General features: G+C 52.2%; 25 protein-coding genes and 2 tRNA genes. 12 read left to right on the forward strand and 15 right to left on the reverse strand.

Annotated features, from left to right (window positions below):
* Window positions 1-100 precede the first annotated feature (100 nt).
* Window positions 101-176 (forward strand) — tRNA-Lys (locus BM025_RS14470).
* A gap of 191 nt (window positions 177-367) precedes the next feature.
* On the opposite strand, the gene ilvD is transcribed toward BM025_RS14470, so the two are convergent.
* Together ilvD and BM025_RS14480 are read right to left on the reverse strand one after the other, a co-directional pair.
* Window positions 368-2,209, reverse strand: coding sequence for a dihydroxy-acid dehydratase (gene ilvD, locus BM025_RS14475; RefSeq protein WP_085850246.1), 1,842 nt, complete (start codon window positions 2,207-2,209; stop codon window positions 368-370).
* A gap of 164 nt (window positions 2,210-2,373) precedes the next feature.
* A complete protein-coding gene (locus tag BM025_RS14480; RefSeq protein ID WP_085850247.1) occupies window positions 2,374-3,423 on the reverse strand; it encodes a LacI family DNA-binding transcriptional regulator in 1,050 nt (349 codons plus the stop codon).
* 316 nt (window positions 3,424-3,739) lie between these two features.
* Here BM025_RS14480 and BM025_RS14485 point away from each other — a divergent pair.
* Window positions 3,740-3,816 (forward strand) — tRNA-Arg (locus tag BM025_RS14485).
* 76 nt (window positions 3,817-3,892) lie between these two features.
* On the opposite strand, the gene BM025_RS14490 is transcribed toward BM025_RS14485, so the two are convergent.
* Both BM025_RS14490 and BM025_RS14495 read right to left on the reverse strand, forming a co-directional pair.
* A complete protein-coding gene (locus BM025_RS14490; RefSeq protein ID WP_085850248.1) occupies window positions 3,893-4,594 on the reverse strand; it encodes a winged helix-turn-helix domain-containing protein in 702 nt (233 codons plus the stop codon).
* Complete coding sequence (locus BM025_RS14495; RefSeq protein WP_085850249.1) at window positions 4,566-4,868, reverse strand: hypothetical protein; 303 nt, start codon at window positions 4,866-4,868, stop codon at window positions 4,566-4,568. Before BM025_RS14495 ends, BM025_RS14490 begins: the two co-directional genes overlap by 29 nt.
* A 176-nt stretch (window positions 4,869-5,044) precedes the next feature.
* Between BM025_RS14495 and BM025_RS14500 the strand changes: the two genes are divergently transcribed.
* The 3 genes from BM025_RS14500 to BM025_RS14510 all read left to right on the forward strand — a co-directional run bounded on the left by BM025_RS14500 (window position 5,045) and on the right by BM025_RS14510 (window position 7,533).
* Window positions 5,045-5,557, forward strand: coding sequence for a hypothetical protein (locus BM025_RS14500; protein ID WP_085850250.1), 513 nt, complete (start codon window positions 5,045-5,047; stop codon window positions 5,555-5,557).
* 128 nt (window positions 5,558-5,685) lie between these two features.
* Window positions 5,686-6,297, forward strand: coding sequence for a ribonuclease HII (locus BM025_RS14505; RefSeq protein ID WP_085850251.1), 612 nt, complete (start codon window positions 5,686-5,688; stop codon window positions 6,295-6,297).
* A gap of 135 nt (window positions 6,298-6,432) precedes the next feature.
* Window positions 6,433-7,533, forward strand: coding sequence for a site-specific DNA-methyltransferase (locus BM025_RS14510; protein ID WP_085850252.1), 1,101 nt, complete (start codon window positions 6,433-6,435; stop codon window positions 7,531-7,533).
* A gap of 245 nt (window positions 7,534-7,778) precedes the next feature.
* Here the strand turns inward: BM025_RS14510 and BM025_RS14515 are convergent, their stop codons facing one another.
* Together BM025_RS14515 and mutY are read right to left on the reverse strand one after the other, a co-directional pair.
* A complete protein-coding gene (locus BM025_RS14515; protein WP_085850253.1) occupies window positions 7,779-8,918 on the reverse strand; it encodes an alkane 1-monooxygenase in 1,140 nt (379 codons plus the stop codon).
* A gap of 42 nt (window positions 8,919-8,960) precedes the next feature.
* On the reverse strand, window positions 8,961-10,010 hold the full coding sequence (mutY, locus tag BM025_RS14520) for an A/G-specific adenine glycosylase (RefSeq protein WP_085850254.1): 1,050 nt from the start codon (window positions 10,008-10,010) through the stop codon (window positions 8,961-8,963).
* A gap of 176 nt (window positions 10,011-10,186) precedes the next feature.
* Here mutY and BM025_RS14525 point away from each other — a divergent pair, with 176 nt between their 5' ends.
* Together BM025_RS14525 and BM025_RS14530 are read left to right on the forward strand one after the other, a co-directional pair.
* Window positions 10,187-10,678, forward strand: coding sequence for a DUF721 domain-containing protein (locus tag BM025_RS14525; RefSeq protein WP_244515786.1), 492 nt, complete (start codon window positions 10,187-10,189; stop codon window positions 10,676-10,678).
* Window positions 10,675-11,346, forward strand: a complete 672-nt coding sequence (locus BM025_RS14530) for a DsbA family protein (RefSeq protein WP_085850256.1) — start codon at window positions 10,675-10,677, stop codon at window positions 11,344-11,346. Before BM025_RS14525 ends, BM025_RS14530 begins: the two co-directional genes overlap by 4 nt.
* A 3-nt stretch (window positions 11,347-11,349) precedes the next feature.
* Here BM025_RS14530 and lpxK read toward each other — a convergent pair whose 3' ends face one another.
* The 3 genes from lpxK to BM025_RS14545 are packed head-to-tail and all read right to left on the reverse strand — an operon-like array spanning window position 11,350 to window position 13,883.
* On the reverse strand, window positions 11,350-12,342 hold the full coding sequence (gene lpxK / locus BM025_RS14535) for a tetraacyldisaccharide 4'-kinase (RefSeq protein WP_085850257.1): 993 nt from the start codon (window positions 12,340-12,342) through the stop codon (window positions 11,350-11,352).
* Entirely contained in the window at window positions 12,339-13,625 is a 1,287-nt protein-coding gene (locus tag BM025_RS14540) for a 3-deoxy-D-manno-octulosonic acid transferase (protein ID WP_085850258.1), read from the reverse strand. The genes lpxK and BM025_RS14540 overlap by 4 nt, the downstream gene beginning before the upstream one ends.
* 12 nt (window positions 13,626-13,637) lie before the next feature.
* Entirely contained in the window at window positions 13,638-13,883 is a 246-nt protein-coding gene (locus BM025_RS14545; RefSeq protein WP_085850259.1) for a DUF4170 domain-containing protein, read from the reverse strand.
* Between the two features lie 161 nt (window positions 13,884-14,044).
* Here BM025_RS14545 and BM025_RS14550 point away from each other — a divergent pair, with 161 nt between their 5' ends.
* Together BM025_RS14550 and BM025_RS14555 are read left to right on the forward strand one after the other, a co-directional pair.
* Window positions 14,045-14,851 carry an HAD-IIB family hydrolase gene (locus BM025_RS14550; RefSeq protein WP_085850260.1) on the forward strand — a complete coding sequence of 269 codons (807 nt, stop codon included), beginning with the start codon at window positions 14,045-14,047 and terminating at the stop codon, window positions 14,849-14,851.
* 3 nt (window positions 14,852-14,854) lie between these two features.
* Window positions 14,855-16,084, forward strand: coding sequence for a glycosyltransferase family protein (locus tag BM025_RS14555; RefSeq protein WP_085850261.1), 1,230 nt, complete (start codon window positions 14,855-14,857; stop codon window positions 16,082-16,084).
* Here BM025_RS14555 and BM025_RS14560 read toward each other — a convergent pair.
* From BM025_RS14560 to BM025_RS14570, 3 genes are read right to left on the reverse strand one after another with little or no spacing between them, the layout of a single operon-like run.
* Window positions 16,081-16,860, reverse strand: a complete 780-nt coding sequence (locus BM025_RS14560) for an inositol monophosphatase family protein (RefSeq protein ID WP_306455995.1) — start codon at window positions 16,858-16,860, stop codon at window positions 16,081-16,083. The genes BM025_RS14555 and BM025_RS14560 overlap by 4 nt on opposite strands.
* Window positions 16,853-18,199, reverse strand: a complete 1,347-nt coding sequence (locus BM025_RS14565; protein ID WP_085850322.1) for a TldD/PmbA family protein — start codon at window positions 18,197-18,199, stop codon at window positions 16,853-16,855. The genes BM025_RS14560 and BM025_RS14565 overlap by 8 nt, the downstream gene beginning before the upstream one ends.
* Window positions 18,200-18,256: 57 nt before the next feature.
* Window positions 18,257-19,768, reverse strand: a complete 1,512-nt coding sequence (locus BM025_RS14570) for a hypothetical protein (protein WP_085850263.1) — start codon at window positions 19,766-19,768, stop codon at window positions 18,257-18,259.
* Between the two features lie 114 nt (window positions 19,769-19,882).
* Here BM025_RS14570 and BM025_RS14575 point away from each other — a divergent pair, with 114 nt between their 5' ends.
* The 3 genes from BM025_RS14575 to BM025_RS14585 are packed head-to-tail and all read left to right on the forward strand — an operon-like array spanning window position 19,883 to window position 22,451.
* Entirely contained in the window at window positions 19,883-20,635 is a 753-nt protein-coding gene (locus BM025_RS14575; RefSeq protein ID WP_090875409.1) for an SDR family oxidoreductase, read from the forward strand.
* The gene (locus BM025_RS14580) at window positions 20,632-21,246 is read left to right on the forward strand and encodes an enoyl-CoA hydratase/isomerase family protein (protein ID WP_085850265.1); all 615 of its coding nucleotides are present in this window, start codon (window positions 20,632-20,634) and stop codon (window positions 21,244-21,246) included. The genes BM025_RS14575 and BM025_RS14580 overlap by 4 nt, the downstream gene beginning before the upstream one ends.
* Complete coding sequence (locus tag BM025_RS14585) at window positions 21,246-22,451, forward strand: TIGR03862 family flavoprotein (protein WP_085850323.1); 1,206 nt, start codon at window positions 21,246-21,248, stop codon at window positions 22,449-22,451. The genes BM025_RS14580 and BM025_RS14585 overlap by 1 nt, the downstream gene beginning before the upstream one ends.
* On the opposite strand, the gene BM025_RS14590 is transcribed toward BM025_RS14585, so the two are convergent.
* From BM025_RS14590 to leuS, 3 genes are read right to left on the reverse strand one after another with little or no spacing between them, the layout of a single operon-like run.
* Window positions 22,417-23,442, reverse strand: coding sequence for a DNA polymerase III subunit delta (locus BM025_RS14590; RefSeq protein WP_085850266.1), 1,026 nt, complete (start codon window positions 23,440-23,442; stop codon window positions 22,417-22,419). The two genes, BM025_RS14585 and BM025_RS14590, sit on opposite strands and share 35 nt — an antisense overlap.
* On the reverse strand, window positions 23,439-23,924 hold the full coding sequence (locus BM025_RS14595) for an LPS assembly lipoprotein LptE (protein WP_170842200.1): 486 nt from the start codon (window positions 23,922-23,924) through the stop codon (window positions 23,439-23,441). Before BM025_RS14595 ends, BM025_RS14590 begins: the two co-directional genes overlap by 4 nt.
* Window positions 23,911-26,472, reverse strand: a complete 2,562-nt coding sequence (gene leuS / locus BM025_RS14600) for a leucine--tRNA ligase (protein WP_085850268.1) — start codon at window positions 26,470-26,472, stop codon at window positions 23,911-23,913. The genes BM025_RS14595 and leuS overlap by 14 nt, the downstream gene beginning before the upstream one ends.
* Window position 26,473: the final 1 nt, after the last annotated feature.

Raw genomic sequence — 26,473 nt, forward strand, 5'->3', positions numbered from 1 at the left:
CGGGCATATAAACCTTAGTGACATCTTTTAAAAGATAATCTCGGTTTTGTGCTTGACGCCCCCAGTGTGTGACGGTAAATCCGCCCCACCACTAAGAAGTGGGCCCTTAGCTCAGCCGGTAGAGCAACTGACTTTTAATCAGTAGGTCGATGGTTCGAACCCATCAGGGCTCACCACTTCTTCTTTTAGATGTGGTTTTTAAAAAGACGCCCCTTGGGCGTTTTTTTGTTTTAAGTCCCTGACATTTCAGAATTCATTTCATGACTTCCATTCCCACGTCATCACACTGCCCTGAGCTATAAAAAACGCCGCCCCAATAAGGGACGGCGCAAAACGGTTTGTTTGATTTTAATGTATCGTGACAGATTTATGCGTCGTCAGGCAAAATACGCACAGCACCCTTGGCCGCTGACGATGCAAAGGCCGCATAGGCTTTAAGCGCCGTTGAGACAAAGCGTGGACGATCCGCAGCAGGTTTCCATGGCAGTGGACCAGCAGCTTCGCGACGTTTGGCAATCTCGGCGTCTGGGATGGCCAAGTGGATTTTGCGGTTTGGAATGTCGATTTCAATCGGATCGCCATTTTGGATCAAGCCAATCAAGCCGCCCTCTGCCGCTTCTGGTGACACGTGACCAATCGATAGGCCAGATGTCCCGCCTGAGAATCGCCCGTCTGTGAGCAAAGCACATTTTTTGCCCAAGCCTTTGGATTTCAAATAAGACGTTGGGTACAACATTTCTTGCATGCCAGGGCCGCCTTGCGGACCTTCAAACCGAATCACAACCACATCGCCAGACTCGACCTTGCGAGTCAAAATGCCTTGCACAGCGTCGTCTTGGCTGTCGAACACGTGGGCTTTGCCGTGGAACACAAGATTGCTTTCATCCACGCCAGCCGTTTTTACGATGCAGCCGTGTTCAGCGATGTTGCCGTACAAAACGGCCAAGCCGCCATCCTTTGAAAATGCGTTTTTGACTGAGCGCACAACACCATTCTGGCGGTCGTCATCCAGCTCTTTGTAGCGGTTGTCTGTCGAGAATGCCTGTGTGGTGCGTACGCCTCCGGGGGCTGCGCGATAGAACGAATTGGTTTCGGGTGTGTTGGCGACTTTGATGTCCCATTTGGAAATTGCTTGTGCCATCGAATCCGAATGAACAGTCGGCACATCACCGTGCAACAAACCGCCGCGGTGCAATTCGCCCAAGATGCCAAAAATCCCGCCCGCACGGTGGATGTCTTCCATGTGCACGTTGATTGTATTTGGCGCAACTTTACACAGGCACGGCACTTTGCGTGACAGACGGTCCATGTCAGCCATGGTAAAGTCCACACCGCCCTCATGTGCGATGGCCAAAAGGTGCAACACTGTGTTGGTCGACCCGCCCATCGCGATGTCCAAAGACATAGCATTCTCGAACGCTTCAAAGCTGGCGATGTCGCGTGGCAAAAGGCCGGGCTTTTCGTCTTCGTAATGCGCTTTGGTGATCTCAACGATCTTGCGACCCGCTTCCAAGAACAAGCGTTTGCGATCGACGTGCGTCGCCAGCGTAGATCCGTTGCCCGGCAATGCCAGACCAAGTGCCTCGGCCAAACAGTTCATTGAGTTGGCCGTGAACATCCCAGAACAGGACCCGCAGGTCGGGCAGGCGTTCTCTTCAATGTCTTTGACTTGCGCATCGGTGAACCTGTCATCAGCGGCGGCAACCATCGCGTCAACCAAATCGACTTTCATCTCAAGATCATCGATGGTCACTTTACCAGCTTCCATCGGGCCACCTGATACGAAAATCACCGGAATGTTCAGGCGCATCGCGGCCATCATCATACCGGGGGTGATTTTATCGCAGTTGGAAATACACACCATCGCATCAGCACAATGCGCGTTGACCATGTATTCAACAGAATCGGCGATCAATTCGCGTGAGGGCAGGGAATAGAGCATCCCATCATGGCCCATCGCGATGCCGTCATCCACAGCAATCGTGTTAAATTCTTTCGCCACGCCACCAGCGTCTTCGATCTCGCGGGCGACCATTTGACCAAGGTCTTTCAGGTGCACGTGACCAGGTACAAATTGCGTGAATGAGTTCACAACCGCGATGATCGGCTTGCCGAAATCACCATCTTTCATACCTGTGGCACGCCAGAGACCACGGGCCCCTGCCATGTTGCGACCGTGGGTGGAGCGGCGGGATTTGTAATGGGGCATTTTTCTAACTTTCGTATTCGCTTGAGACGTATTGAACCTCTGGCTCAAATTTCTAGTGATACATACGCTGTTCGGGCGGGTGTTTCCAGTTGGTACACCAAATTACATAAGCATCAATTGTAGGAACCCGAATTTCAGGCCCTGATGCCAATGCTGGAATGCTCTTAGACCTTTTTAATCCGTTTAAGCGTGTCGCCAAAATCCAAAGACGGATCAAGCGATACCACTTCTTTGCCGACAGCAGCAGGATCAGAGGCGCGGTCCACAATAATCTGTGCGGCAGCGCGGCCAATTTCAACGCGGCAGGCATCCATTGTCGCCAATTGGCGCGGCAAGCCGTCCAAAAATTCAATGCCGTTAAAGCCCGCCAATCCAATCTGGCCAGGCACATCGATGCCGTTGTCCAGACAGTACAGCAGTCCACCAGCCCCAATCATGTCATTTGAATAATAGAGAAAATCCAAATCAGGGGTGCGGTTTAAAATGGTTTCGGTCATCTCGCGGCCCTTGGCCAGCGCGGACCCGCCAGAGTAAAATTCTTGATCTGCAACTTCCAAACCCGCTTTGGCAAGTGCTTCTGTAAAACCCTCAAACCGTTTGCGTGCACGGTGATCAAGCGGCATCTTTGTGCCAAGAAAACCGATCTTTTTATATCCTGCATCCACAATCGCCTGCGCCATTTTGCGCCCAGCGCGGCGATGCGAAATTCCAACGACAGCGTCAATCGCGACACCGTCAGTATCCATAATCTCAACAATCGGAATGCCCGCGGCCCCCAACATCGCTTTGGCGGCTTCCGTGTGTTCAAGTCCCGCGATAATCACGCCAGAGGGACGCCACGACAGCATTTCGTACAGCACGGCTTCTTCGCGCTCTGGTTTGTAATGGGTCACGCCAACGACTGGCTGCAATTCGGTGTCGTCCAGAATTTCCGAAATTCCGGTCATCACTTCGGGGAACACCATATTCGACAGCGATGGGATGATCACAGCAACCAGATTGACCCGAGATGACGCCAGCGCCCCTGCAATTTTATTGGGCACATAGCCAAGATCGCGGGCCGCTTTAAGCACCTTTTCACGAGTCGCTTCAGACACATCCCCGCGATTGCGTAACACGCGGCTTACGGTCATTTCAGAAACCCCAGAGACCTCAGAAACGTCTCGCAGTGTCAGGGGGCGTTTGGGAATGGGGCGAACGGGCGTTTGCGTCATAGTATGCGTGCTTTCACTGCTAGATACGCGCGCAACAATACATGGAAAATCAGCCTTGTCCACGCGACACGAAACCGCTATGTTAACGCTAACAGGGCGAAATCATTGGTTTTGCTCTAAAATAACATCCGAATCGTCCTGCAAGCTCTCTAACTCTCAGTGCGGTCTCGGATTTAGAGGGGGAGTGGTGGGCCAAATTCGCTCCCCCTTACCTTATTCCCAAGACATTTAATGCGATTGCCATGTTCGCGTGTTTTTAATCACGTCAGACAGATATTGTGTTTCTGTATCCCTCAGCGCTAAACAGGGCGCGCGTGGTCCCGTGGCTCAACTGGATAGAGCAGCCCCCTCCTAAGGGGCAGGTTACTGGTTCGAATCCAGTCGGGATCACCATTATGTGCAGTTTTCTTGGCGGCTGAGGTGGTGGACTAAATCCTGTCGTGCGTGTCGCTTGAGAATGCGTTGTGCGTTAGACCATTTTAATCACATCGCGCGGCACAGACAGCATGTAGCCTTTGCGTGCAATGTTCTTAACCAAGAGTTCACTCATCATTTGGTTTCCAAGTGTATCGCGCAATCGTTTGATGCGCGTCGCACCCGCAGCTTCATCACAGTCAACAGCATTTCGCCCAGACACAACGCCTTCAATCTCGGCCCCGCTGAGCACATCATCGTCCAAACGCGCTTCGGCCAAAACGCACAGCGTTTCAATCGCCGCGCCGGTCAGTTTGAATTCCATGTTGTTAAGGTAGACCGTATTTTCAGCACGCGAAATCAACAAAGATGAAATTTGAATACCCTGCTTTTCAATCTCTGACATGCGTCGGTTGAGACCTAAAATCGTCAACAAAAACACCAAAGACGCCACCAGCAAAGCCGTGGCAAACAACATCAACACAAAGATGACAACGCGGTAACTGGTCAACGTATCGGAAAACGCAGTGCCCGATTGCGCCAGAATTTCCAACAGCTTGATCTCAGCGTTTGATGTCAGATTGTCGTTCTCAACAAAGATCGTTTCAACCCGCGCATTGAAAGCATTGGCATCGGGTAAATTGGCAAACAAAAGCCCCGCAGCAATAAGCAAAATCAACACAATAGCCACAATCCCAAGCGTCAAAACGCGCCCAGATTTATGGCTCTCAGTAACGGAGGAAATAGGCTCCAGCACTTTCTTTTTTTCCTTGCAAATCAGTCTCATCGACAAAGCCGACAATTGATAAAAACACCCAACCATCAGCCGCAAGGCGCGGTGTCAATGCAGCTTGAGCCGCACTCTTGGTGCATTGGGCATCACTCAGTTTGGCTATACCGTAATGCAGTTTCAAAGGGTTGTCCCGCTTTGCTTTGTATTCAGCATAACAGGCAGCGTGGCTGGCCATCGGCACAAAAGCTAACGCCAGTGCTGTGGCCAAAATACGGGGGAATGCGCGTGTGTGTGTCATGCTTGAACTCTGCGCAATTCACCAATGTTATTCAATATCAAAGACCGCGTGCGCCGCTGATAAGCGATATCATTTCGCTGATATTGTGCGGCATCGTCCCTGTGATCCATTCCTGTTCCATCGACACTCTGCACGGTTCCAATCTGTGCGGTGCCAGCAACAAGAAAGGATGTCTCATGAAGACTTCAATCCACACGTCAAAGAAACGTACACCGAAATTCGCCGCAGGTCTGGTGGCTTTGTCCTTGGCCATCTCTGGTCTCTCCGTCGCCCCCGCACGGGCTGGTGATGCTGACGTGGCCCGCGCCATTGGCGGGCTCTTGACCTTGTTTGTGGTTGGCAAAGCGATCGAAAACCATTCCTCTAAATCCAAAGCAGCCCCTGTCAAATCTCAGCACGATCGCCACAACACGCCCCGCGTTGATCGTCGCTCGTCTTTCGATATCCCCAGCAGTTGCGTGGTCAGCGTGCAAGGCAACCGAAATCGTCTGCAAACCGTCGCCATGGAAAACTGCGTGATGAAAAATCGCCGCTCTGCCGTGGCATTGCCACGTGCCTGCGAAACAGTGGTGCGCACCAAACGTGGCCGCGCAGATGCCTATGACGTCGGGTGCCTCAACAACTTCGGATACCGCGTTACACAATCTGACGGCAAAGGCGGATACCACGGCAAAGGGTCTTTGCGCTAAATTGAAATAGAATACGCGTGCGTCATGTCCCCATGTCTCGCGTCACTTGGCGGGTGGTTCATGCGTTCCACCCGCCCTTTTTATGATTCTCCTTGCCCTTGTGCCGCGCATCCGCTTTCACAGGGGGTATGATATATACACCTGATTTTTCTTTCGAAACGGCGGCCGCGGGTCGCGGTTATTCTCGTATTGTTGGCGTTGACGAAGTGGGCCGTGGCCCGCTGTCCGGCCCTGTTGTGGCTGCCGCTGTGTGGCTCGATCCGAATCGCATTCCCGAGGGGATGAATGATTCTAAAAAGTTGACCGCAAAACGGCGCGAGGCTCTGTATGATCAAATTCTTGCAGTCGCAGATGTCTCTATTGCGTCCTGTTCCGTCGAAGAAATCGACGAGATCAATATTTTACAAGCCTCTTTACGTGCGATGGAACGTGCCGTGGCAGGCCTGAAAACCCAAGCGGACTATGTTTTGGTCGATGGCAATAAAATCCCCGCTGCGTTCGGGGGGAATGCCGAAGCGATTGTCAAAGGCGATGCGCGATCTTTGTCGATTTCTGCCGCCTCTATTGTTGCAAAAACATGGCGTGATCGGCTGATGGTGGATTTGGCGCAACAGTACCCCGGTTATGGATGGGAAAAGAACGCAGGTTACGGCACCAAACTGCACTTGGAAGGCTTGGCCAAATTCGGTGTGACCCCACACCATAGACGTTCGTTCAAACCTATACACAAGATGTTGTAGCAAGCATTTTTATAACACCTTGATTCAATAAAGAAATTGACCTCGAATCCCGGATGAATCATCTTAGGCCTTACAAAACGACACCAAAAATGGTGCGACTATATCGCTCGTAAGGGCGTTTCTGTGAGGCAGAACATGACTAAAAATACACGCAAGGAAGCACCCGTGCTTCCGCTCAATACTATTATGTCCGGTGATTGCATCGAGGCGATGAACAGTCTTCCCGAAGGCTCCGTTGACCTGATCTTTGCTGATCCGCCCTATAACCTGCAATTGCGCGGCGATTTGCATCGCCCTGACAATTCCAAAGTTGACGCGGTTGACGACTCTTGGGACCAATTCGACAGCTTTAAAGTTTATGACGATTTCACCCGTGAATGGCTTGCAGCCGCGCGTCGCCTTCTCAAACCGAATGGCGCGATCTGGGTGATCGGTTCTTACCACAACGTGTTCCGCCTTGGCGCGGAATTGCAAAACCAAGGCTATTGGTTGCTCAACGACGTTGTGTGGCGCAAATCAAACCCGATGCCAAACTTCCGCGGCAAGCGCTTTACCAATGCGCATGAAACGCTGATCTGGGCTTCGAAAAACGAAGGCGCGAAATACACCTTTAATTACGAAGCGCTGAAAGCCCTCAACGAAGGCATTCAAATGCGCTCTGATTGGGTTTTGCCAATCTGCAACGGCGGCGAGCGTTTGAAAAACGAAGATGGCGACAAAGCCCATCCAACGCAAAAACCACAAAGCCTTTTGCACCGTCTTTTGATCGCGACCACCAACCCCGGTGATGTTGTGCTTGATCCATTCTTTGGCACAGGCACCACGGGCGCCGTCGCGAAAATGCTTGGCCGTGATTACATCGGCATCGAGCGCGAAGAAAAATACCGCAAGGTTGCTGAAAAGCGTCTTAAATCCATCCGCAAATTCGACAGCGAGGCTTTGAAAGTCTCAACATCGAAACGTGCCGAGCCACGTGTGCCTTTCGGCCAATTGGTCGAACGCGGCATGTTGCGCCCTGGCGAAGAACTGTCGTCTTTGAATGGTCGTCATAAAGCCAAAGTGCGCGCCGATGGCACGCTCGTGGGCAATGATGTCAAAGGGTCTATCCACCAAGTTGGGGCGCATCTTGAAGGCGCGCCCAGCTGTAATGGTTGGACCTATTGGACCTACAAGCGCGATGGACAAAACGTGCCAATCGATTTGCTACGTCAGCAAATTCGCGCGGAAATGAACTAAGGGCACTTTCCAACAATTTGGTTTGATCGATCCTCCGTAAAAGGGGGTCGGTTAGATCTGCCCGACAGTTAGCATACAGTTGCCATACATATAGCATATGCCAAACAGACGGATCGCAGACCGCCCTTTTGGGCAGGGTTGCGCCCTGTTTGCGCACAAAAAGTTACCGCCTGATGCCTGTGGTCTGACTTCCACGGCATCCTCCTTGCCCCGCCTTATGGCGGGGCTTTTTTATGGGCGTACTTTTATAATCGGGGCAGGGGATTGGTGCCCTGTTTGTAGGGCTCCCAGTCTTTAAATGTAGCAATATCAGGGTAGTACTGCTTACGCCATTCTTTGACACGCGGGTTCATAACGCGTCGCCACAAAGGCGGCACCATGGCCGCAAACGTCATCACAGGATAGCCATAGGGCAACTGCGGCGCGTCATCTTCGGAATAGTTTTGCAGTAGCGGGAAACGACGATCTGGCTTGTAATGATGATCGGAATGGCGCTGCAAATTGATCAACAACCAATTGGTCGCCATCTGCGCCGCATTCCAACTGTGATGTGGTTGAACATGCTCATATTTTCCGTCGCCAAGGTGCCTGCGCGTGAGGCCGTAATGTTCCACATAATTGGTCAATTCAAGCTGCCAAACGGCAATGAAAGCCTGCCAAATAAATAGGAAAAATCCGGCTGTTCCGCCAAGTAATACGGCCAAAATCAACATGCAAAGTTGCAATATCCAATAGCGAAAATGTGGGTTGCGCGGGTGCAAGGCAGGCAAGTCGCGCCGTGCCAAAAGCGCCTTTTCCGCAGCCCAAGCAGACATAGGCCCCTCATACAGAACACGCCAGAAAAAGTGATGAAATCCTTCATTGTATAGCGCCGTCACCGCATCGCGCCGTGTGCCGACATGCTTGTGATGCACCAGTAAATGTTCGGTCCGAAAATGCGAATAAAGCACTGATGCCAATAGTAAATCCCCAAGCCAGCGCTCTAGTTTATTGCCCTGATGCAAAAGCTCATGGGCATAGACTATGCCGATTGTGCCAGAGGACACGCCAAGGCTAAAGAACAGCACAATGATCTCTGTGCGCGACAGGTGATCCGTATGGGTGACGAAGTAGATCAACCCATAAATCATCACGAATTGAACCGGAAACCAGATCAACGTGACGAGCCGATAAAGGCTAAGTTCACTGTCTGGCGTATCGGGATCAGGATTGTCGGTGTTCATGCCCAAAAGACGGTCGAGAATTGAAAACAAATACCAAGCGTAGATTGGCACCAAAAAGGTCATCCAGCCACCGTGCAAAGCGCCAATCCAAAGCAAGGGTACAACGCCAAGCGACAACCAAAATGGCAGTGCATTACGGGTGCAAATCGTGGACATATTCATCGCTAAATTCCTTGCATCTGGCCGTGATGCGCACAGTATATATCAATCCGTAAAATTGGGTTGCGCTATATCGAATACTTTTCGCATGACTGTTGGCAAATCCGAAGATTTAAATTCGTTGGCCCCTAATGTGATATGGGATTCTGATATATTTTGGATGTCTGACGCGACCATCACGCGCAAGAAAAGATGGAAATGCGTGAAGGTGTGTTTGATCTCACCCAGCTCTGTCCAGTCTGCATCAAACGGTGGTTCATGTTGTGCCTCTGTCGCCCACTGTGATCCGGGCCAGCCAAGCATACCGCCCAGTAATCCTTTTTCAGGACGCCGTTCTAATATCCAAGCTTTTGAAGGGGTTCGTGCGATATAGGCAAACCCTTTGCGCGTGGGTTTAACTGGTTTCGCTACCTTTTTTGGCAACTCCGCAGCCGTGCCTTTTGTGCGTGCAATACAGGGCGCAAACCACGGGCAAATACCGCACGCAGGGGACTTGGGTGTGCAAATGGTCGCGCCCAAATCCATGATCGCTTGCGCATAATCGCCCGCACGTTTTTTTGGTGTGGTGCGTGTTGCCAAATCGGTCAGCTGAGGTTTCGATAGGGGCAGCGGGTCATGCACGTTATGCAGTCGCGACATCACGCGTTCGACGTTTCCATCCACCACAGTTTCAGGCAGATCAAAAGCAATCGAGGCGACGGATGCGGCTGTATAAGGCCCGATGCCGGGCAGTGACAAAAGTGTTTTGCGATCTTGTGGGAAAATCCCGCCATGATCGGTGGCGACCACGCGGGCGCATTTTAAAAGGTTGCGCGCACGGGCGTAATACCCAAGGCCCGCCCATTCACCCATGACTTGATCATCAGGTGCTGCGGCAAGATCATTTACGGTGGGCCAAAGAGACGTGAAACGTTCAAAATACTTTTTTACGGCCGCTACGGTGGTTTGTTGTAGCATCACTTCTGATAGCCAGATTCGGTATGGGTCAGGCTTGATTCCAGCTTTGCGTTGCGCAGGCCCCACACGCCACGGCATTTCACGCGCACTTTTATCGTACCAAGCAAGCAAAGACGTGGCCAATTCCCCATGATTCATCTCGTGTTTCACTCCGTCACGTAATCTTTAGTGCGCGTCATCGGGTTTTGTCTGGTAACGCTTGGCCCTCAAGTTAGAATAGAGCTTGAGATTGGATACACCAGATGCGTAAAGCAAAAGCCACACAGAAAAAGACGCCGGCCGCTGGAATAAAGCGACGCAAAAAGGGATTCGAAATGACTTCGGGTCTTTTGCAGTCGCGCATTCGTCAGGCGACCGAAACGCGTGGGTTTTCCGAGATGCGCCTTTTGACCCATTGGGTTGAAATCGTGGGTGAAAGCACGGCGTCTATGGCACGACCTATTAAGGTGAGCTATGCCAAGGGTGGTTTTGGGGCGACTTTGGTGCTTTTGACCACAGGCTCTTATGCCCCGATGTTGCAAGCTGAGCTGCCCAAGATCCAAGATCGGGTGAATGCCGTTTACGGGTACAGTGCGATCAGTCGTATTCATATCACCCAAACAGCGCCCACTGGTTTCTCTGAAGGTCGGGTGCAGTTTGAACATGTGAAAGAAAAGCCGCGCAGCCAGCCAAGCCCAAAAGTTTTGGCCGAAGCGCATGAGTTGTCCGCAGGGGCGCAGGATGAAAACTTGCGCCGTGCGCTTGAAAAATTGGCCAGCAGCTTTTTGCACCGTGCCGACAATACACTGAAAAAGGTAGACCGATGAACAGACGTAATTTTATGATGACCACAGCTCTTGCCGCACTCGGTGTTGGGGGGGCGTACATATACACTTCAAAGCCTCAGGTTACTGATTTTCTAGTCGAGCCTGCAAGCGCCCAAGACGCGGCTGATGTTGATACGTCTATGGTGAAAGACTTGGTGATGGGCGAAGCTGATGCCCCAATCGAGTTGATTGAATACGCATCTTACACCTGTCCGCACTGTGCTAATTTTCATGCGACTGTGTTTGAGCAACTCAAAGAAAACTACATCGACACTGGCAAAGTGCGCTTTGTGTACCGCGAAGTTTATTTCGATAAATACGGTCTTTGGGCTGCTATGGTTGCACGCTGCGGTGGTGATCTGCGGTACTTTGGTATTCAAGGCATGCTGTATGAGCAGCAACAAGATTGGATTGCTGGTGGTAAAGATGCGATGGAAATCGTTGAAAACCTACGCACCATTGGCAAGAAAGCCGGTCTGTCGGATGCCGACCTTGATGCATGCATGAACGACGGTGCTATGGCGCAAGCGATGGTTGCGAAATTCGAAAGAGAAGTGGCCGAGTACGACGTAAGCGGTACGCCGACATTGATCATCAATGGCGAGAAAAACTCCAATATGTCTTATGATGATTTGGCTCAAAAGCTTGATGCTCTTTTAGAAGCTTAAGCACTAAGTGATCCCAATCTTCGCCAATATGGCGTCGATTGGGGTCTCATCTTGAATTGTTAGGCGCACTGGTAGCGTTAGCACTTTCATTTGAAAGGCGCGGGGCAATCGCACTGCGTCTTTTTCCGTTGTGACCATTTGAGCGTCCAAGGTTGCGGCTTCGATTTCAAGCCGTTTCATCAAGGCTAGTGACAAAGGTTGATGGTCTCGCAGCGGTTCAGCCCGCACCAATGTGGCGCCAAGCGTTTCGAGCGTCGCAAAGAATTTTTCAGGGTGCCCAATGCCTGCAAATGCCAAAGCGCGCAGACCGGCCCAGTCCATACCGGTTTCAATCACTGACAGGCTGGCTTGAACGCGTGGCAGAGATATGTGGTCGCCCCATGTGGTATCAAACCGATTTTGCGCATCCTGATCGCCAATAGAGATGACAATGTCACCACGCTTTAGGCCGACATCAACAGGTTCGCGCAACGGTCCCGCAGGCATGACACGCCCATTTCCAAAGCCGCGATGAGCATCTACAATTACGAATGTTACGTCTTTGATGACGGATGGGTTCTGCATCCCGTCATCCAATAAAATAACATCGGCACCATTTTCTTGCGCGGCCTTAACCCCAAGAGCACGATCTTTGGCCACCCAAACGGGGGCAAAAGCAGAGATCAACAAAGGTTCATCCCCGACATCGCCTGCGCTGTGCGTGCGCTCAACAACGCGAATGGGGCCAGTCAATTTGCCGCCGTAGCCCCGTGAGACAACGTGAACGGTTTTCCCCATGGCTTGCAGTTTTTGTACCAGCGCAATGACGGTGGGCGTTTTGCCCGTACCGCCAGCGTTGATGTTGCCAATACAGATCACAGGCACGGACGCTTTGAAGCCGGGTTGCGCAACGCGCCGTGCTGTGCCCCAGGCGTAAAGCCGTGCGAGAGGTACTAGAGCATGGGCCTTCCAACCCGCGGCGTTTGGGGGCTTGTGCCAAAACAGGGGCGGGTTCATGAAGGCATCCCTTCGCGCAGGTCTAAAATTTCGTGTATTAACTCGGCCACGCGGTCTGTAACTTCGGCACCTTCAGAGCAAACTTGCCATGCGGCGCTGGCCATAAGAGCCGCGGTATCAGGGGCTAAAAGTTCAGTGATTGCTTCGCCAAGCTGCGTTCCTGCCTTGATGCGGCGCGCAGCGCTTGCGGCTAAAAATCGATCATAGCTGCTGGTATGATTTGCAACGTTAGGTCCATGTACAATGGCCGATCCGAAAGTCGCAGCGGGGTAGGGATCGCAGCCGCCACTATTGGTGAGAGAGTGGCCTAGGAATGATACGGGTGCTAACCGATACCATAGACCGTCTTCGGATGCGTTTGAGACGATCAAAACTTGCACAGCTTCTGAAATTTGAGCTGCGCTTGTGCGCGTTATAGCGTTTAAGCCTATTTCGGCGCAGTACATTTCAATTTGGGATGCTGCGTCATTGCTGTCGGTTGAGATGATTAAAAGCAATCGATGGGCACGGCGTAAAGCAGTTTTATGGGCGCATATCACGTCATTAATTTCGCCAACCGTGATGTGGGCTGCAAACCAAGCGGGGCGTATGCCTATCTCTTGAGAAAGGGCGTCCAGTTCGGCTTCGTTCACGGTGGGGGCTCTGCCGCCCTCTTCCAAATGTCCGAGCACTTCGATGCTGTCTATGCTCAATCCTGCACGCCGCCACAGGGCTGCATTGGCGGCACGTCCAACGAAAACATGTTCGAACATGCCTAACGCCGCAACCCGTAATCCTGGAATGGTTTGCGGGATGTCTAGCGCGTATGCCCCATCAGGTGCATCGCATGAAATAGACGGGATTCCACGCGCTTGCACTTGTTCGATCAATGCAGGACGAAAGGCACCGCCGACCCAAACCAAGCAATTTGGTGCCCAGTGGTCCAAGAAACGCCGCACTATAGACAGCCGTTCATCGGGGGCGTGCGCCATATAAAGATCGTCAGGAAGCACATGGGGCAGGGGGGATTTAAGCGTCGTGGTCAAAATCCCGCTAAGATCAGGCCGCTCATCCTTTAGACGTCGAAACAATTCGATCGCAGAGGCAATTGCGCGCGGCGAGCCTGCATTTAGCCAAATCACACTACCTTTTGGTCGTGTTGGTGCATTCTGAGCAAGGCGCTGAAATGCTTCGGCCTGCGCTACAGCGCCAGCCGCCAGCTGTTGCTCAAGCAAAGCTTGAACAGCCGTTTCAGAGCGAGATGAAAAGGCCGCATACGCAATGAGAGAAAGCGGTCTGGCCATGTGGCCTACCCCTTATTTCCCAAGCTCTTCAGTGGAAGACGTGCCAGCTTCTTCGTCGCGCAGGCGGTGCAGGTGCGCAATGAAATAGCGCATATGAGCGTTGTCCACGGTGCGCTGGGCTTCAGCTTTCCATGCGGAATGCGCTGTGGCGTAGTCTGGGAAAATGCCGACCACATGAATGTCGTCTACGTTTCGGAAAGTTGTTGTTGATGGGTCGACCAATTCGCCGCCAAACACCAAATGCAAACGTTGTGTCATTGTTCTCTCCGTATGAGGATCTAAGCCGCACCCTAGTCATATGCGGTGTATGGTCAAGCGGCACGGTGAGGTTGATTAAAAAATAAGCTATATGGGTTTTGTGCGAAAAAAATAGGCGATGGCTGTTGTCCTTTCTCCAAAGCTAAGCTCATCATTGATATATGACCAAGGCATTTAACACCCCCACGAAACTCATCGTCTTTACAGATCTTGATGGCACTTTGCTTGATCACGACACTTATACATGGACCCCTGCGCAACCTGCGTTAACGTTGATGAAATCGCTTGGGGTGCCTTTGATCCTTGCAAGTTCAAAGACTGCATTTGAAATGGTTGATCTTAGACAAGAGCTTGGATTTGAGCATTGCCCTGCCATTGTGGAAAATGGTGCGGGTCTGTTGCCTGCCTTTGCGCAACCCACGCAAGACGCGTCGCAACATTCCCAAATCGCGCAAGCCTTGTCGCAGATGTCGTCTGATTTACGAACGTGTTTTGCAGGGTTTTCTGATTGGAGCCCTGAACACTGTGCACAGATGACGGGCTTGCCGGTGAAGCAAGCTAAGGCCGCACAGCAACGCCAATTTTCCGAACCTGGTGTGTGGTCCGGCACAGATGCACAACTGGATCAATTTTTGAAAATACTGGCTGAACAAGGTATCTCTGCACGGCGCGGCGGGCGGTATTTGACGCTGTCTTTTGGTGCAACAAAAGCGGATTGGATGGCGCAGATCACCGTAAATTTCGACCCTAAACCAGCGACTATGGCACTGGGCGATGCACCCAATGATGTCGAAATGATATGCGCCGCCGACTTTGGGGTCATCATCTCAAATACACATGGCCCAAGTATACCAACGCTTGCAGCAGAGGCCGCGCAGCCCATTATCAGAACAACTTTGGCAGGCCCCCAAGGTTGGAACATCGAGGTGCTCGCGCGTCTCGAAAAAATGTACGAAGAAAAGGAATAGACTATGGCAGATTTTCACCAAGGCGGGCATGTCGCCACGTTACACAATCTGCGCGTCAATCAACCGGATGCGCTGGTGCGTGAACTGGAAGCCTTTACCTCCACGCGTAAAATCACGTTGATTTTGCCCTCGTTGTTTTCTGAATTGGAAGGCGAAGCTTTGCCGGACATCATTGATGAGTTGAACAAGGTTGATTTTATTCATCGGATCGTCATCGGACTCGATCGCGCCACCGAAGAACAGTATAGATATGCGTTGAAATTCTTTTCCAAACTCAAAGCGGATCATGTTGTTTTGTGGAACGATGGTCCAAGATTATCCCAAGTAGACGCACGTTTGACAGAGCTGAAACTGTCCCCTAGTGAACCGGGAAAAGGTCGCAATGTTTGGTTCTGCATGGGCTACACGATTGCGCAAGCCGACAGTGCAGTGGTTGCGGTGCATGACTGCGATGTGCTGACCTATAGTGCCGATATGTTGGCGCGTTTGGTATATCCTGTGACCAATCCGCGGTTCCCATATCAGATGTCCAAAGGGTTCTATCCGCGGGTGGCCGACGGGAAACTCAACGGGCGCGTGTCGCGGCTTTTGGTTGCGCCGATTTTAAGCGCAATGGCAAAAGTTTTGGGTCCGCGCGAGTATTTGGACTTTATTTCGGACTTTCGCTATCCGCTTGCGGGTGAGTTTGCGATGCGCACATCTATCTTGCCAGATATGCGTATTCCGTCCGATTGGGGTCTGGAAATCGGGCTTTTGTCAGAAGCATGGCGTAATCTGTCGCCGCGTTCTGTCTGTCAGGTTGAAGTGTCAGATCGTTATGATCACAAGCATCAAGACTTGTCCGAAGAAGACGCCACCGCAGGCCTATCGCGGATGTCTGTCGATATTTGTAAAGCGCTGTACCGCAAGTTGGCGGCGGATGGCACGGTGTTCTCCGAAGAGATTTTCCGCTCAATCAAGGCAACCTATTTTCGCGATGCGTTGGATTTGATCGAAACCTATTTCAACGACGCGCAAATGAATGGGCTGCATGTGGACCGCCACGTGGAAGAGAAAACAGTCGAATTGTTTGCGTCAAATATCATGCGAGCAGGGCAGGTGTTTTTGGACAATCCTATGGAGACGCCTTTTATTCCCAACTGGTCGCGTGTGCATGCCGCTGATCCTGATATCACCACATCGATGATCCAAGCTGTTGCGGAGGATATGAAAGAGTATTCTGAGGCGGTCTAAGTTTTTCGCATAAGCCGTGCGGCGATACTGGATGCAAGCACGGGATTTGCCGCGATGAACCCATCAAAAGCGGGGGTGCTTTGGTTGAACACCGGCGCATCCCCGTTGCGGTCTGTGACCTGAGCGCCAGCCTCATTTGCTATCAACGTGCCGGCCGCAACATCCCATTCCCACGTGTTGCGCAATGACAGCATCGCATCAAAGCGCCCTTCGGCCACCAAAGACATGCGGTAGGCCAAAGATGGACGAAATTTTTGTACGAAATCGGGGCATCCATTTTGCCAGAATTGCGGGACTAGATTGTGACGTGCCGTGAGCAAGCGCGCCCCATCAAGCTCTTGCATTGTGCTTGTTTTAAGGGGGGCACCATTGAGTGTGGCTCCAAGACCCTTTTGCGCGGCAAATAGGCGTTTGCGCATTGGTAAATACACGACGGCTGCAACCACTTCGCCGTTTTCTACAACCGCCAATGAGTGCGCCCAGTTGTGGTCGCCCTCAATAAAACTGCGAGTGCCATCTATCGGGTCTACAATAAAAACATGCTCTTTCGACAATCGGGTATCGGTGTCAGTGGTTTCTTCAGACAGCCACCCATAGGAAGGGCGCGCGGTTAAAAGCGTGTCATGCAGCATTTTATCAACGGCAAGGTCCGCTTCGGTCACGGGGCCAGCACCATCGCCTTTATCCCATATTTTCGGGTGTTTACGCCAAAAAGGGCGTGCAATTTCACCCGCCGCCTGCGCCGCTTTTATCAAAAGGTCCAGATCGTTAAGCACCGGCAATGGTCATGCCTTCAACCAAAAGCGATGGAACAACGCGGCTCAAATGCATGCGAGCGTCATTGGCTGGAATAATGCTTTTCAACATGTCCCGCAAATTACCAGCGATTGTGCATTCGTTCACGGGATATGTGATTTCGCCGTTCTCAACCCAAAACCCAGATGCGCCACGTGAGTAATCGCCGGTTGTCGGATTGATGGATGACCCGATCATGGATGTGACCAAAAGCCCAGTGCCCATATCTTTGATCAGAGCATCTCGGGAACGGTCACCTTGTGTCATGGACACATTTGTGGGCGACGGCGATGGTGGAGAGCTGACCCCGCGCGATGCGTTTGATGTGCTGGTTTGCCCAAGTTGACGAGCGGTGGCCAAGTCCAACGTCCATCCCATCAAGATACCATTTTCAACGATGGCGCGTTCACGTGTGGGCAGGCCCTCGGCATCAAACAGGCGCGAACCTGAGGTGCGCTTGCGGTGCGGTTGTTCAGTGATGTTCAAGTTTGTGGGCAAAACCTGTTCGTTCAGACTGTCACGCAGCCAACTGGACCCACGCGCAATTGCGCCACCATTGACGGCGGCCAAAAGATGCCCAAGCAGGGTCGATGAAATGCGTTCGTCAAACAGCACAGGAAACGTTCCTGTCTTGGGTTTGCGTGCGCCAACACGGGACAATGTATTTTGTGCGGCACGGTTGCCAATGTCTTCGGGACTCATCAGATCGGCTTGAAAAATCCGACTGTCGCCAAAATAGTCACGCTCCATATTTGAACCTGCGCCCGCAATCGCAACACAGCTCAGGCCGCGATCTGATCGTTCATATCCACCAGAAAATCCGTTGGTTGCTGCCAAGTGAACCTGTCTGCGTCCATATCCAGCTGATGCACTTTGAACTTGTGAAATTCCGTCGTTTTCAAGCGCGGCGGCTTCGGCGCGCCGTGCGTCGTCTTCAAGATCGGCTGCGGCGGGCTCATCTGTCGGGTCGAACATTTCCAATGCGCTGCAATCGCGATCAGTCGCGAGTTGATTTGCCTCGGCCAGTCCAATGTAGGGATCATCGGGAGACAATTTTGCCATCGCCACAGCGCGCTCGGCGATGGTTTCGATCGTTTCGTTGCGCACGTCAGAGGCAGAGACGCAAGCCTGCTTTTGTCCTACAAATACGCGCAGTCCAATGTCGACGCCTTCTGATCGCTCGGCGTGTTCAAGCACGCCTGCGCGCACATCTATCGATACCGATGTGCCCGTCACCGCAATGGCGTCAGCTGCGTCGGCCCCGTGTGTCTTTGCGGCGTGCAGCAAGGCTGCGGTCAGGTGTGACAAATCTTTGTGCATGGCGTCCTCGGTTTGGCTTTGATCCTGTACTTTGATGCTGCGCACTGCGCAAGTTTATCAAAATGGCAGGGGTTGGCCGTTGATGGTCAAAGCGTCGCCTTGTAGGGCGATGTCAGAGATATATGTATCTGGAGCATCGCCGGGGCGTGCGAAAATACCGAGCATCATTTTGGCACTTGTGCTCATTTGTGGTGGAATAATCCCACTTTGGGTCAGTGTATCAATTAAGGTAATACCACCCGTGAGCGACAAGGTTGCATTCGCGGTTTCAAAGGGGGCGCGCCCAAACTTTTTTGAAACATCTTCGACAAAGATCGCGTCGCCTGAACCTGTCAATGTTGCACCGGCAATCGACACGAAAAGCTTGTTGAGCATCAAGTCAATGGGTTGAAACGGCTCATGGCCATCTGCCAAATCCAGCATGGCAGAAGGGTTTATAAGGTCGATTTTAGACACCATGTTGCCAGTCAGGTCTAGTGTCAGTGCTGCCGGATCATGGGCCATCTGATCTTGAGGGTCGAGCATCATCCAAGCGATTTCTGGCAAGCGTAGCTTATCAATCGCCAACTTGAGACCGACAGGTTTGGGTTGGCTGTTGGCTAAAAGCGGCATGGTCAGGCCGAATTCAACAGTTCCAACACCAAAATCAATTTGAGGGAACGGAATGGCAGATCCATCCACCACAACTTCGGTATTGGTTGTTGTGCCTGCGTAAGTCAACGATCCGTCAGCAATGGTGGCGTTGATCTGGGCTTCTTGTGTTTCCCCAACAATGTGCATCATTTGAGCTGCATCGCCGTTGGTCATTTCAAACGTTGTGTTTCCGATACCATAGCTGAAATTGCCCTCAAGGGATTTCATAAAATCTGTTGGGGCGTTCCCAGCTGTGGTGCTGTTGGTGAAGGCTGCCGTGATGTTAAAGGGTGCAGCTTTAAAGCTGCTTTCCATTGTCGCAAGCTCTGTCGTGCCATTGCTTTCCACTGTCACAGCATCGGCTTGAATATCGATGCCAGATATAAGAGTGCCATCAGCAATCTTAGCAGTCGTTGTTCCATGTACCCCCAGCAGGGTTACCATCTGTTCGGGCACAATTGCGATACCGTCTTTGATTTGTTTTTCAGTTCCGTAAGTCACTGTGCCTGGCAAAATATTGTAAGAAATTTCGTTTGGGGTGCCTGAGGCAATAACGGTATTGTCCATGGTTATCGTGCTGCGGACTTCGAACGCATCAAAGCCAAGCATTGGCTCGCCTTTTATGACAGTGATGTAGGTGCCAGATTCTGGTATCGTGATTTTTACAGTGCCATTTGGCAGGTCTTGCAACATGATCCGTGGCAAGCTGCCTGTTAGGGTCATGCCGTCCATAGCGAGGTCCGACGCATTGATCAAAACGTCATAGGCCACCAATGTGTCGGCGTCTTGCTCAAGGCGCGCCGTGTAATTTTGTCCCATGCTTTGGGCAAAAAACTGCCAATTGTTCCACACATCGTGGGCAGAAACGTCTGCAAAGCTGGCTGTAGCTGAACAAGTAAGTGCTGCAGAAATCAAAAATGAAATACGATGTGTCATAAGAATATCCAATGAAAACTTTGCGCCAGAGTTTCATGCAAGTGGAGTGAGGGTCAAGGCTGGATGCCAATACAAATGCGCAGTACAGTTGCAATAAATCAAAGGGCTAAGATGATCAATCTCACTGGAAAAACCGCACTCATAACCGGCGCCAGTCGTGGCATTGGTGCACAGACAGCGCGAATTTTCGCCGATGCAGGGGCGAAAGTTGCCCTACTGGCCCGTAGTGCGCAAGAACTCGAAGCTTTGGCGCAAGATATAGGCCCCAACGCCTTGGCGCTGCCGTGCGATATTTCCGACTCAGCGGCCCTAGAGGTGGCTGTAAATACAGCACGCAAAACGCTTGGGCCGATTGATATTCTTGTGAACAACGCGGGCGTTATTCATCCGATTGGCAAGATGATTGATATGGATGTCGAAGAGTGGAGCAAAGCCATAGAGATCAACCTCAAGGCGGTGTTTGGTGCTATGCGATTGATCGTTCCAGATATGGTTGCGCGTGGGGGCGGCACTGTGTTGTCGGTGTCTTCCGGCGCGGCGCATGGACCTGTCGAAGGGTGGAGCGCCTATTGCACATCAAAAGCGGGGGCTGCGATGCTCACCCGTATGCTGGACCTCGAAGAGCGCGCCAATGGCATTCGTGTACTTGGACTGTCGCCGGGAACAGTGGCCACCGAAATGCAGCGCGAGATCAAGGCCTCTGGTATCAATGCTGTCAGTCAGCTTGATTGGAGCACGCATATTCCCGCGGATTGGCCCGCCAAAGCGCTGCTGTGGATGTGCGGCCCTGATGCCGACGCATTTCGAGGCCAAGAGATTTCATTACGCGATGAAACGATACGCCGCCTGATAGGATTGACCACATGATTGATTTGAAACGCCAAGGTGATCTTTGGACAGTGACTCTAAATCGGCCTGAGAAAGCCAATGCACTGACAGCGCAGATGCTTGAGCGGTTGATTGATATTGCGGGGGACGCCCATGGGAACGCAAAAGTACTGGTGCTCACAGGGGCTGGATCAATCTTTTGTGCAGGTGCTGATCTAGATGAGGCGCGCGCAGGTCTGGCAGTGTCTGATCTTTGGGAAACTCTGTCCACTGCGATTGCGAACTTGCCGTGCATGACTGTTTGTGCGCTGAATGGAACGCTGGCTGGCGGCGCTTTTGGCATGGCCTTGGCGTGCGATATCCGTCTGAGTGTTCCACAGACAAAATTCTTTTATCCCGTGATGCGGTTGGGTTTTCTGCCACAACCCTCAGATGCAAAACGATTGACGCAATTGATCGGTCCCGCACGCACTAAAATGATCCTTATGGCCGGTGAAAAAATTGACGCGGCAGAGGCGCTGTCGTGGGGCTTAATTGATCGTAGTGTCGCACCTGATCAGCTAGACCAAGCAGTACATAATCTGTGCGCACAAGTTTTGCAGGCCGAGGTATCACATATCCAAGCTATCAAAGGTTTAAGTTCTCTATGATGTCTGATGCGGGCGCTGATGTGCCAAGCGAAACTGTTGATGCTCTTGTGATTGGTGCTGGTCCTGCGGGTCTTATGGCTGCCGAACAGCTGGGCCGTGCAGGTGTGCAGGTTGTGATTGCTGATGCCATGCCTTCCCCCGCGCGCAAGCTTTTGATGGCGGGAAAGTCGGGATTGAACCTGACCAAAAATGAAGACCAGCAAGCGTTCCAGAAAAATTTTATACCTTTGCCAACAGCGCTTTCAGCCGCATTGGATGCGTTTGGATCCAACGAATTGATGCATTGGGCAGAAGGCTTAGGGCAACCCGTCTTTACAGGGTCGACGGGGCGTGTCTTTCCAAAAGCGATGAAAGCGTCGCCTTTGTTGCGCGCTTGGCTTGGCCGACTTGATGGCTATGGGGCGGACCTGCGCCGCAAGTGGCGCTTGGTTGATCTTGAAAATGGCGCCCTGTTTGAAACGCCAGATGGCCTCCGCCGCGTCCATGCTAAAGCAACTGTTTTGGCGCTGGGCGGTGCAAGTTGGGCCAAGTTAGGGTCTGATGGGCGTTGGGCATCTTTGCTGACAAGTCAAACTACCGCTGCATTTGAACCCGCAAATGCGGCGCTGTCACATACGTGGAGTTCTCATATGAACCGCCATTTTGGTGCAGCCGTGAAAGGCGTCGCATTGCGCAGTGGCCCGTATGCCTCTCGAGGTGAGTTTATCATATCGCAGCGCGGCCTTGAAGGCGGCGGTATCTATGCGGTGTCGCGCGGTGTGCGTGAAGGGCATGAATTGGTGATCGACTTGCTGCCAGACATGTCTATGGACCAAGTAAAATCGACCCTAATGCGGCGAAAATCGAAAGACAGTCTTGCCAATGCTTTGCGCAAAATGCTGCGACTGACGCCAGAAAAAATCGCTTTGGTGATGGAATTTGCACGCCCGCTGCCTGCCGATATTGCCCCGATTTTAAAGGGCCTCAAGATACCAGATGTGTCGTTACGGCCCATGGATGAAGCCATATCAACTGCAGGCGGTGTGCGGTTCACATCGTTGAGCGACACTTTTGAATTCACTCAAATTCCAACAGTTTTTGCCTGTGGTGAAATGTTGGATTGGGAAGCGCCCACTGGCGGTTATCTTTTGACGGCCTGTTTCGCAACAGGCAGAGCTGCGGGACTTGGCGCTATCGCCGCTGTGCAAGCATCGAAAGACGAATAAGCGCACGCTCCATAACGGCCATAGTTGGCGCGCGCGACGATGATCTGAGCGTTAGGTCCGTGTCCGTCAGCACGCCCAGAGCGACCTCAAGTTTATACATGCCCCAGTTTTGGGCCTGCTTGGTCATGCGATCACGCCGTGGGCCAAAAATAGGCGGACGGGCGCGAGCAATCCCAGAGGCAGCGCCGCCCGGATCAGACGCGGCTGAATGCAACGCGCGAAAATGGCGCATGGTGAAAATCGACAGAGCCACGGGATCGATGCCTTGGCCTTCGACTTTTTGCATTATGGGGCCCAACTCAACAGTGCGCCCTTCGGCCACAATGTTCAGCACGTCATCGACTTCAGCTTCAATCGTGGCGGGCGCGCAGTTGGCAATGTCTTCGCTGGTCACCGCTGCCGGATCACCGATCTTGTACAGCGCAAGTTTTTCTAACGTTTGACGAAAATCGCCGGGGTCTAAACTGCGGGATAGGGTTTCGATGTCTGACATTGCCTCGCTTGAAATCGTGCCGATGCCTGATTTCTTCAACGTGGCTTCAATTTCCCCACGGGACGGTGGATCAGTATAAATCGCAGCCGCAAACCCATTTGGGTGTGTTTCAAAAAATTTGCGCAGTTTTGAGGTGGCCTTGAGATTACCTGCGGTGACAACGACCTGCGCATCGCCATCTCGCCAGTCTGACATGCTTTCAATGATGGTGCTGGCAAGCTGTTCCGTAACATCTTCGACAAACGCGACACGTGGGCCGGGGAAAAACCCTTGAGCTTTGATCGCATCTGCCAGCATGGCTTTGTCTTTGCGCAATTCTGCGGCAGAGATTCGCGTTAGGCGCATTTCTTCTTCGCCTTGCGGGCCGACAAGTGCTGCAATTAAATCTTGCCGTTTTAACGCGACCCGCATCGCATCTGCCCCGAACAACAAAACGCCAGCTTTTTTAGGGTCTGGTTTCGCGAAATATCCAACAGCTTCGCGCGGGGAGAGTTTCATTTTTGTATCGCTATTTTTGCTTGGATTTGCGCCGCTATTTGGTCAGCTAAAATTGACATCAAACGGTCATACGCATCGCGCGTCGCCGTTACAGACGACACGGTCGATCCCGTTGCGGAATAGGCGGTAAAGCTGGCAGCCTCACCCGATGCCACTGTTTGACCATCTGCCACAGTTGTCAGCGCATATTTGGCGGAGCCTTTGACGTGATAGCGCGTGATTTCTTGATCCGGCGTGATCCCGACCGCGTCCTCACTGGTCGTGATCTTATACGTCAAAAGGTATTTTTCAGCCTGAGGTTGGGCAAAGATGTCTTCCAGCTTATGTGCCAACGTATAGGATTCGCGGTCTTCGGGCTGTGCGACCCGCACCATGCCGCGCAGCGCAGTGGCACCGCCATTTGGGCCGTAAGCAGGCTGAAAGCCGCAGCCCGCGAGGGCCACGACAGAGAGTAAAAAAGTTCTGCGATTAAACAACAACATTGACGATACGACCCGGAACCACGATGAGTTTTTTCGGCTGCCCGCCATCGAGCGCCTTCACGACAACGTCGGCTTTCAGAACAAGCTTTTCAACCTCTTCTTTCGACATGTCTTTGGGCACAGTGATTTCATCGCGACGTTTGCCGTTGATTTGGATCGGCATTGTCACGGAATCCTCGACCAACATGGCCTCATCCGCGACGGGCCAAGGCGCATGAACGATCATGCCTGCGCCGCCTAAAATGGCCCACATTTCCTCAGATAAATGCGGTGTCATTGGGGACATCAGTTGCGCAAGGGTTTTGAGGGCAAAACGTTTTGCATCGCGGCCAGCCTTTGATTTGGCGATGGCATTGGTGAAACCGTAGAGTTTGGCGATAGATGCATTAAACCCGAAACTATCAACGCCCAAGGTTACCTCGACAATGGCTTTGTGCGTTGCGCGAATCAGATCTTCATCGCCTTGGCCTTGCTCTGGCGTATCTTCAAGTTCTGCTGCCAAACGATGTACGCGGGTCAGGTGTTTAGCGGATGCTTCAGCACCTGAAGCCGTCCATTCCACATCGCGTTCAGGCGGGCTGTCTGACAGCACAAACCACCGCGCAGTGTCTGCGCCGTATTGTTTTATGATCTCAACCGGATCGACCACGTTGTTCTTGGATTTCGACATCTTGGCGGATGGGATCACCGTGATCTTTTCGCCTGTTGCCGCGACAACAGTTTCGCCGTCGCGTTCTTCAACTTCCTCGGGGTAGTGGTAAATCGCGCGGCCATGCTCATCAGTGCGTTCCGCGTTTTGATAGATCGCGTGGGTGACCATGCCTTGGGTGAACAACGCATTGAACGGCTCGCGGGCGCTGTCTGGCAGGTGGCCGGTTTCGTTCATCGCACGGGCAAAGAAACGCGAGTACAACAGGTGCAAAATCGCGTGTTCGATGCCGCCGATGTACTGGTCGACATTCATCCAATATTCGGCATCTGCTGCCACGGTTGGGGTTGTCGCGTGGGGCGCTGTGAAACGCGCGTAATACCAAGAGCTGTCCACAAATGTGTCCATCGTGTCGGTTTCTCGCAGAGCATCTGCACCACAATTAGGGCAAGCACATTGACGCCAAGTTGGATGGCGGTCCAGTGGGTTGCCGGGGATGTCGAAAGTCACATCATCAGGCAGCTCAATTGGCAGATTTTCTTTCTTTTCAGGCACCACGCCGCAGGCATCACAATGCACAACAGGGATCGGACAGCCCCAATACCGCTGACGCGACAAGCCCCAATCGCGCAAGCGATACTTAGTTACGCCATGACCAACACCGTTGGATTCGCAAAAATCAACTGCGGCTTCGACAGCCTCTTCGCCTGTTTGAATTTCTTCACCGCTGAAGCCACGCGTGTAGCGTACTTTCTCAGTTTTGAGCGGAACGTAAGCTTCATCAGCCTTTGCTTCGCCCTCTACTGGGCCAAACACGGCGTTTATCGGCAAGTCGTATTTGGTTGCGAATTCGAAATCACGTTGGTCATGTGCAGGGCACCCAAAGACAGCACCTGTGCCGTAATCCATCAAAATGAAGTTGGCGATATAAACAGGCAATTCCCAAGCCGTATCAAACGGATGGCGCACTTTTAGACCTGTATCAAGTCCCAGCTTTTCGGCCTTTTCAATCGCTTCTGCAGTGGTGCCACCTTTGCGGCACTCTTCGCAGAATGCTGCGATGTCTGGATTTTCTTCGGCCAGTTGTTTGGCCAAGGGGTGATCCGCTGAAATCCCCACAAAGGACGCGCCGTTCAGGGTATCTGGGCGCGTGGTGTAAACTTCGACGCGGTCTTGATTAGCGGGGCCATCAATCAGCGAAAAGGCAAACTGCAATCCGCGCGATTTTCCGATCCAGTTTTTCTGCATCGTTTTGACTTTGTCGGGCCAATTGTCGAGCTTATCAATCGAACTCAACAGATCGTCTGAATAATCGGAAATCTTAAAGAACCACTGCGTCAACTCGCGGCGTTCCACCAAAGCACCAGAGCGCCAACCACGCCCGTCTTCGACCTGTTCATTGGCGAGAACCGTCATGTCTATCGGGTCCCAATTGACCACAGCGTTCTTGCGGTAGACCAAGCCTTTGTCCAGCATATCGATGAACATGGACTGTTGTTGACCATAGTATTCAGGATCGCAGGTGGCAAACATGCGGGTCCAGTCAATCGACAGCCCCAGCGGTTTCATCTGATCGACCATCGTGTCTATGTTGGCATATGTCCACGTTTTCGGGTGTCCGCCCGATGCCATAGCGGCGTTTTCCGCAGGCATCCCAAACGCATCAAATCCCATGGGGTGTAAGACGTTGTGACCCGTTGACGATTTATAACGCGCGACAACATCGCCCATCGTGTAATTGCGCACGTGGCCAATATGGATGCGGCCCGATGGATAAGGGAACATCTCAAGCACATAGTACTTGGGTTTGCTTTCATCACGCTTGGCGAGAAAAACCTCGCCCTCATTCCAGGCCTTCTGCCATTTTGGTTCAAGATCGGCAGGGGAATAGCGGCTCATG

Origin of the sequence: Pacificibacter marinus, from assembly GCF_900109555.1 — a bacterium.
In the GTDB taxonomy this organism is placed as follows: Bacteria; Pseudomonadota; Alphaproteobacteria; order Rhodobacterales; family Rhodobacteraceae; genus Celeribacter; species Celeribacter marinus_C.

What these genes read in the sequence shown, in the direction of transcription:
- BM025_RS14595 (WP_170842200.1), bottom strand. Translation starts at nt 23,924, where the DNA reads ATGTTGTTGTTTAATCGCAGAACTTTTTTACTCTCTGTCGTGGCCCTC.
- BM025_RS14495 (WP_085850249.1), bottom strand. Translation starts at nt 4,868, where the DNA reads ATGACACACACACGCGCATTCCCCCGTATTTTGGCCACAGCACTGGCG.
- BM025_RS14500 (WP_085850250.1), top strand. Translation starts at nt 5,045, where the DNA reads ATGAAGACTTCAATCCACACGTCAAAGAAACGTACACCGAAATTCGCC.
- leuS (WP_085850268.1), bottom strand. Translation starts at nt 26,472, where the DNA reads ATGAGCCGCTATTCCCCTGCCGATCTTGAACCAAAATGGCAGAAGGCC.
- BM025_RS14510 (WP_085850252.1), top strand. Translation starts at nt 6,433, where the DNA reads ATGACTAAAAATACACGCAAGGAAGCACCCGTGCTTCCGCTCAATACT.
- BM025_RS14545 (WP_085850259.1), bottom strand. Translation starts at nt 13,883, where the DNA reads ATGACACAACGTTTGCATTTGGTGTTTGGCGGCGAATTGGTCGACCCA.
- BM025_RS14505 (WP_085850251.1), top strand. Translation starts at nt 5,686, where the DNA reads ATGATATATACACCTGATTTTTCTTTCGAAACGGCGGCCGCGGGTCGC.
- ilvD (WP_085850246.1), bottom strand. Translation starts at nt 2,209, where the DNA reads ATGCCCCATTACAAATCCCGCCGCTCCACCCACGGTCGCAACATGGCA.
- BM025_RS14540 (WP_085850258.1), bottom strand. Translation starts at nt 13,625, where the DNA reads ATGGCCAGACCGCTTTCTCTCATTGCGTATGCGGCCTTTTCATCTCGC.
- BM025_RS14565 (WP_085850322.1), bottom strand. Translation starts at nt 18,199, where the DNA reads ATGCACAAAGATTTGTCACACCTGACCGCAGCCTTGCTGCACGCCGCA.
- BM025_RS14530 (WP_085850256.1), top strand. Translation starts at nt 10,675, where the DNA reads ATGAACAGACGTAATTTTATGATGACCACAGCTCTTGCCGCACTCGGT.
- BM025_RS14585 (WP_085850323.1), top strand. Translation starts at nt 21,246, where the DNA reads ATGTCTGATGCGGGCGCTGATGTGCCAAGCGAAACTGTTGATGCTCTT.
- BM025_RS14590 (WP_085850266.1), bottom strand. Translation starts at nt 23,442, where the DNA reads ATGAAACTCTCCCCGCGCGAAGCTGTTGGATATTTCGCGAAACCAGAC.
- BM025_RS14580 (WP_085850265.1), top strand. Translation starts at nt 20,632, where the DNA reads ATGATTGATTTGAAACGCCAAGGTGATCTTTGGACAGTGACTCTAAAT.
- mutY (WP_085850254.1), bottom strand. Translation starts at nt 10,010, where the DNA reads ATGAATCATGGGGAATTGGCCACGTCTTTGCTTGCTTGGTACGATAAA.
- BM025_RS14550 (WP_085850260.1), top strand. Translation starts at nt 14,045, where the DNA reads ATGACCAAGGCATTTAACACCCCCACGAAACTCATCGTCTTTACAGAT.
- BM025_RS14570 (WP_085850263.1), bottom strand. Translation starts at nt 19,768, where the DNA reads ATGACACATCGTATTTCATTTTTGATTTCTGCAGCACTTACTTGTTCA.
- BM025_RS14555 (WP_085850261.1), top strand. Translation starts at nt 14,855, where the DNA reads ATGGCAGATTTTCACCAAGGCGGGCATGTCGCCACGTTACACAATCTG.
- BM025_RS14480 (WP_085850247.1), bottom strand. Translation starts at nt 3,423, where the DNA reads ATGACGCAAACGCCCGTTCGCCCCATTCCCAAACGCCCCCTGACACTG.
- BM025_RS14525 (WP_244515786.1), top strand. Translation starts at nt 10,187, where the DNA reads ATGACTTCGGGTCTTTTGCAGTCGCGCATTCGTCAGGCGACCGAAACG.
- BM025_RS14515 (WP_085850253.1), bottom strand. Translation starts at nt 8,918, where the DNA reads ATGAATATGTCCACGATTTGCACCCGTAATGCACTGCCATTTTGGTTG.
- lpxK (WP_085850257.1), bottom strand. Translation starts at nt 12,342, where the DNA reads ATGAACCCGCCCCTGTTTTGGCACAAGCCCCCAAACGCCGCGGGTTGG.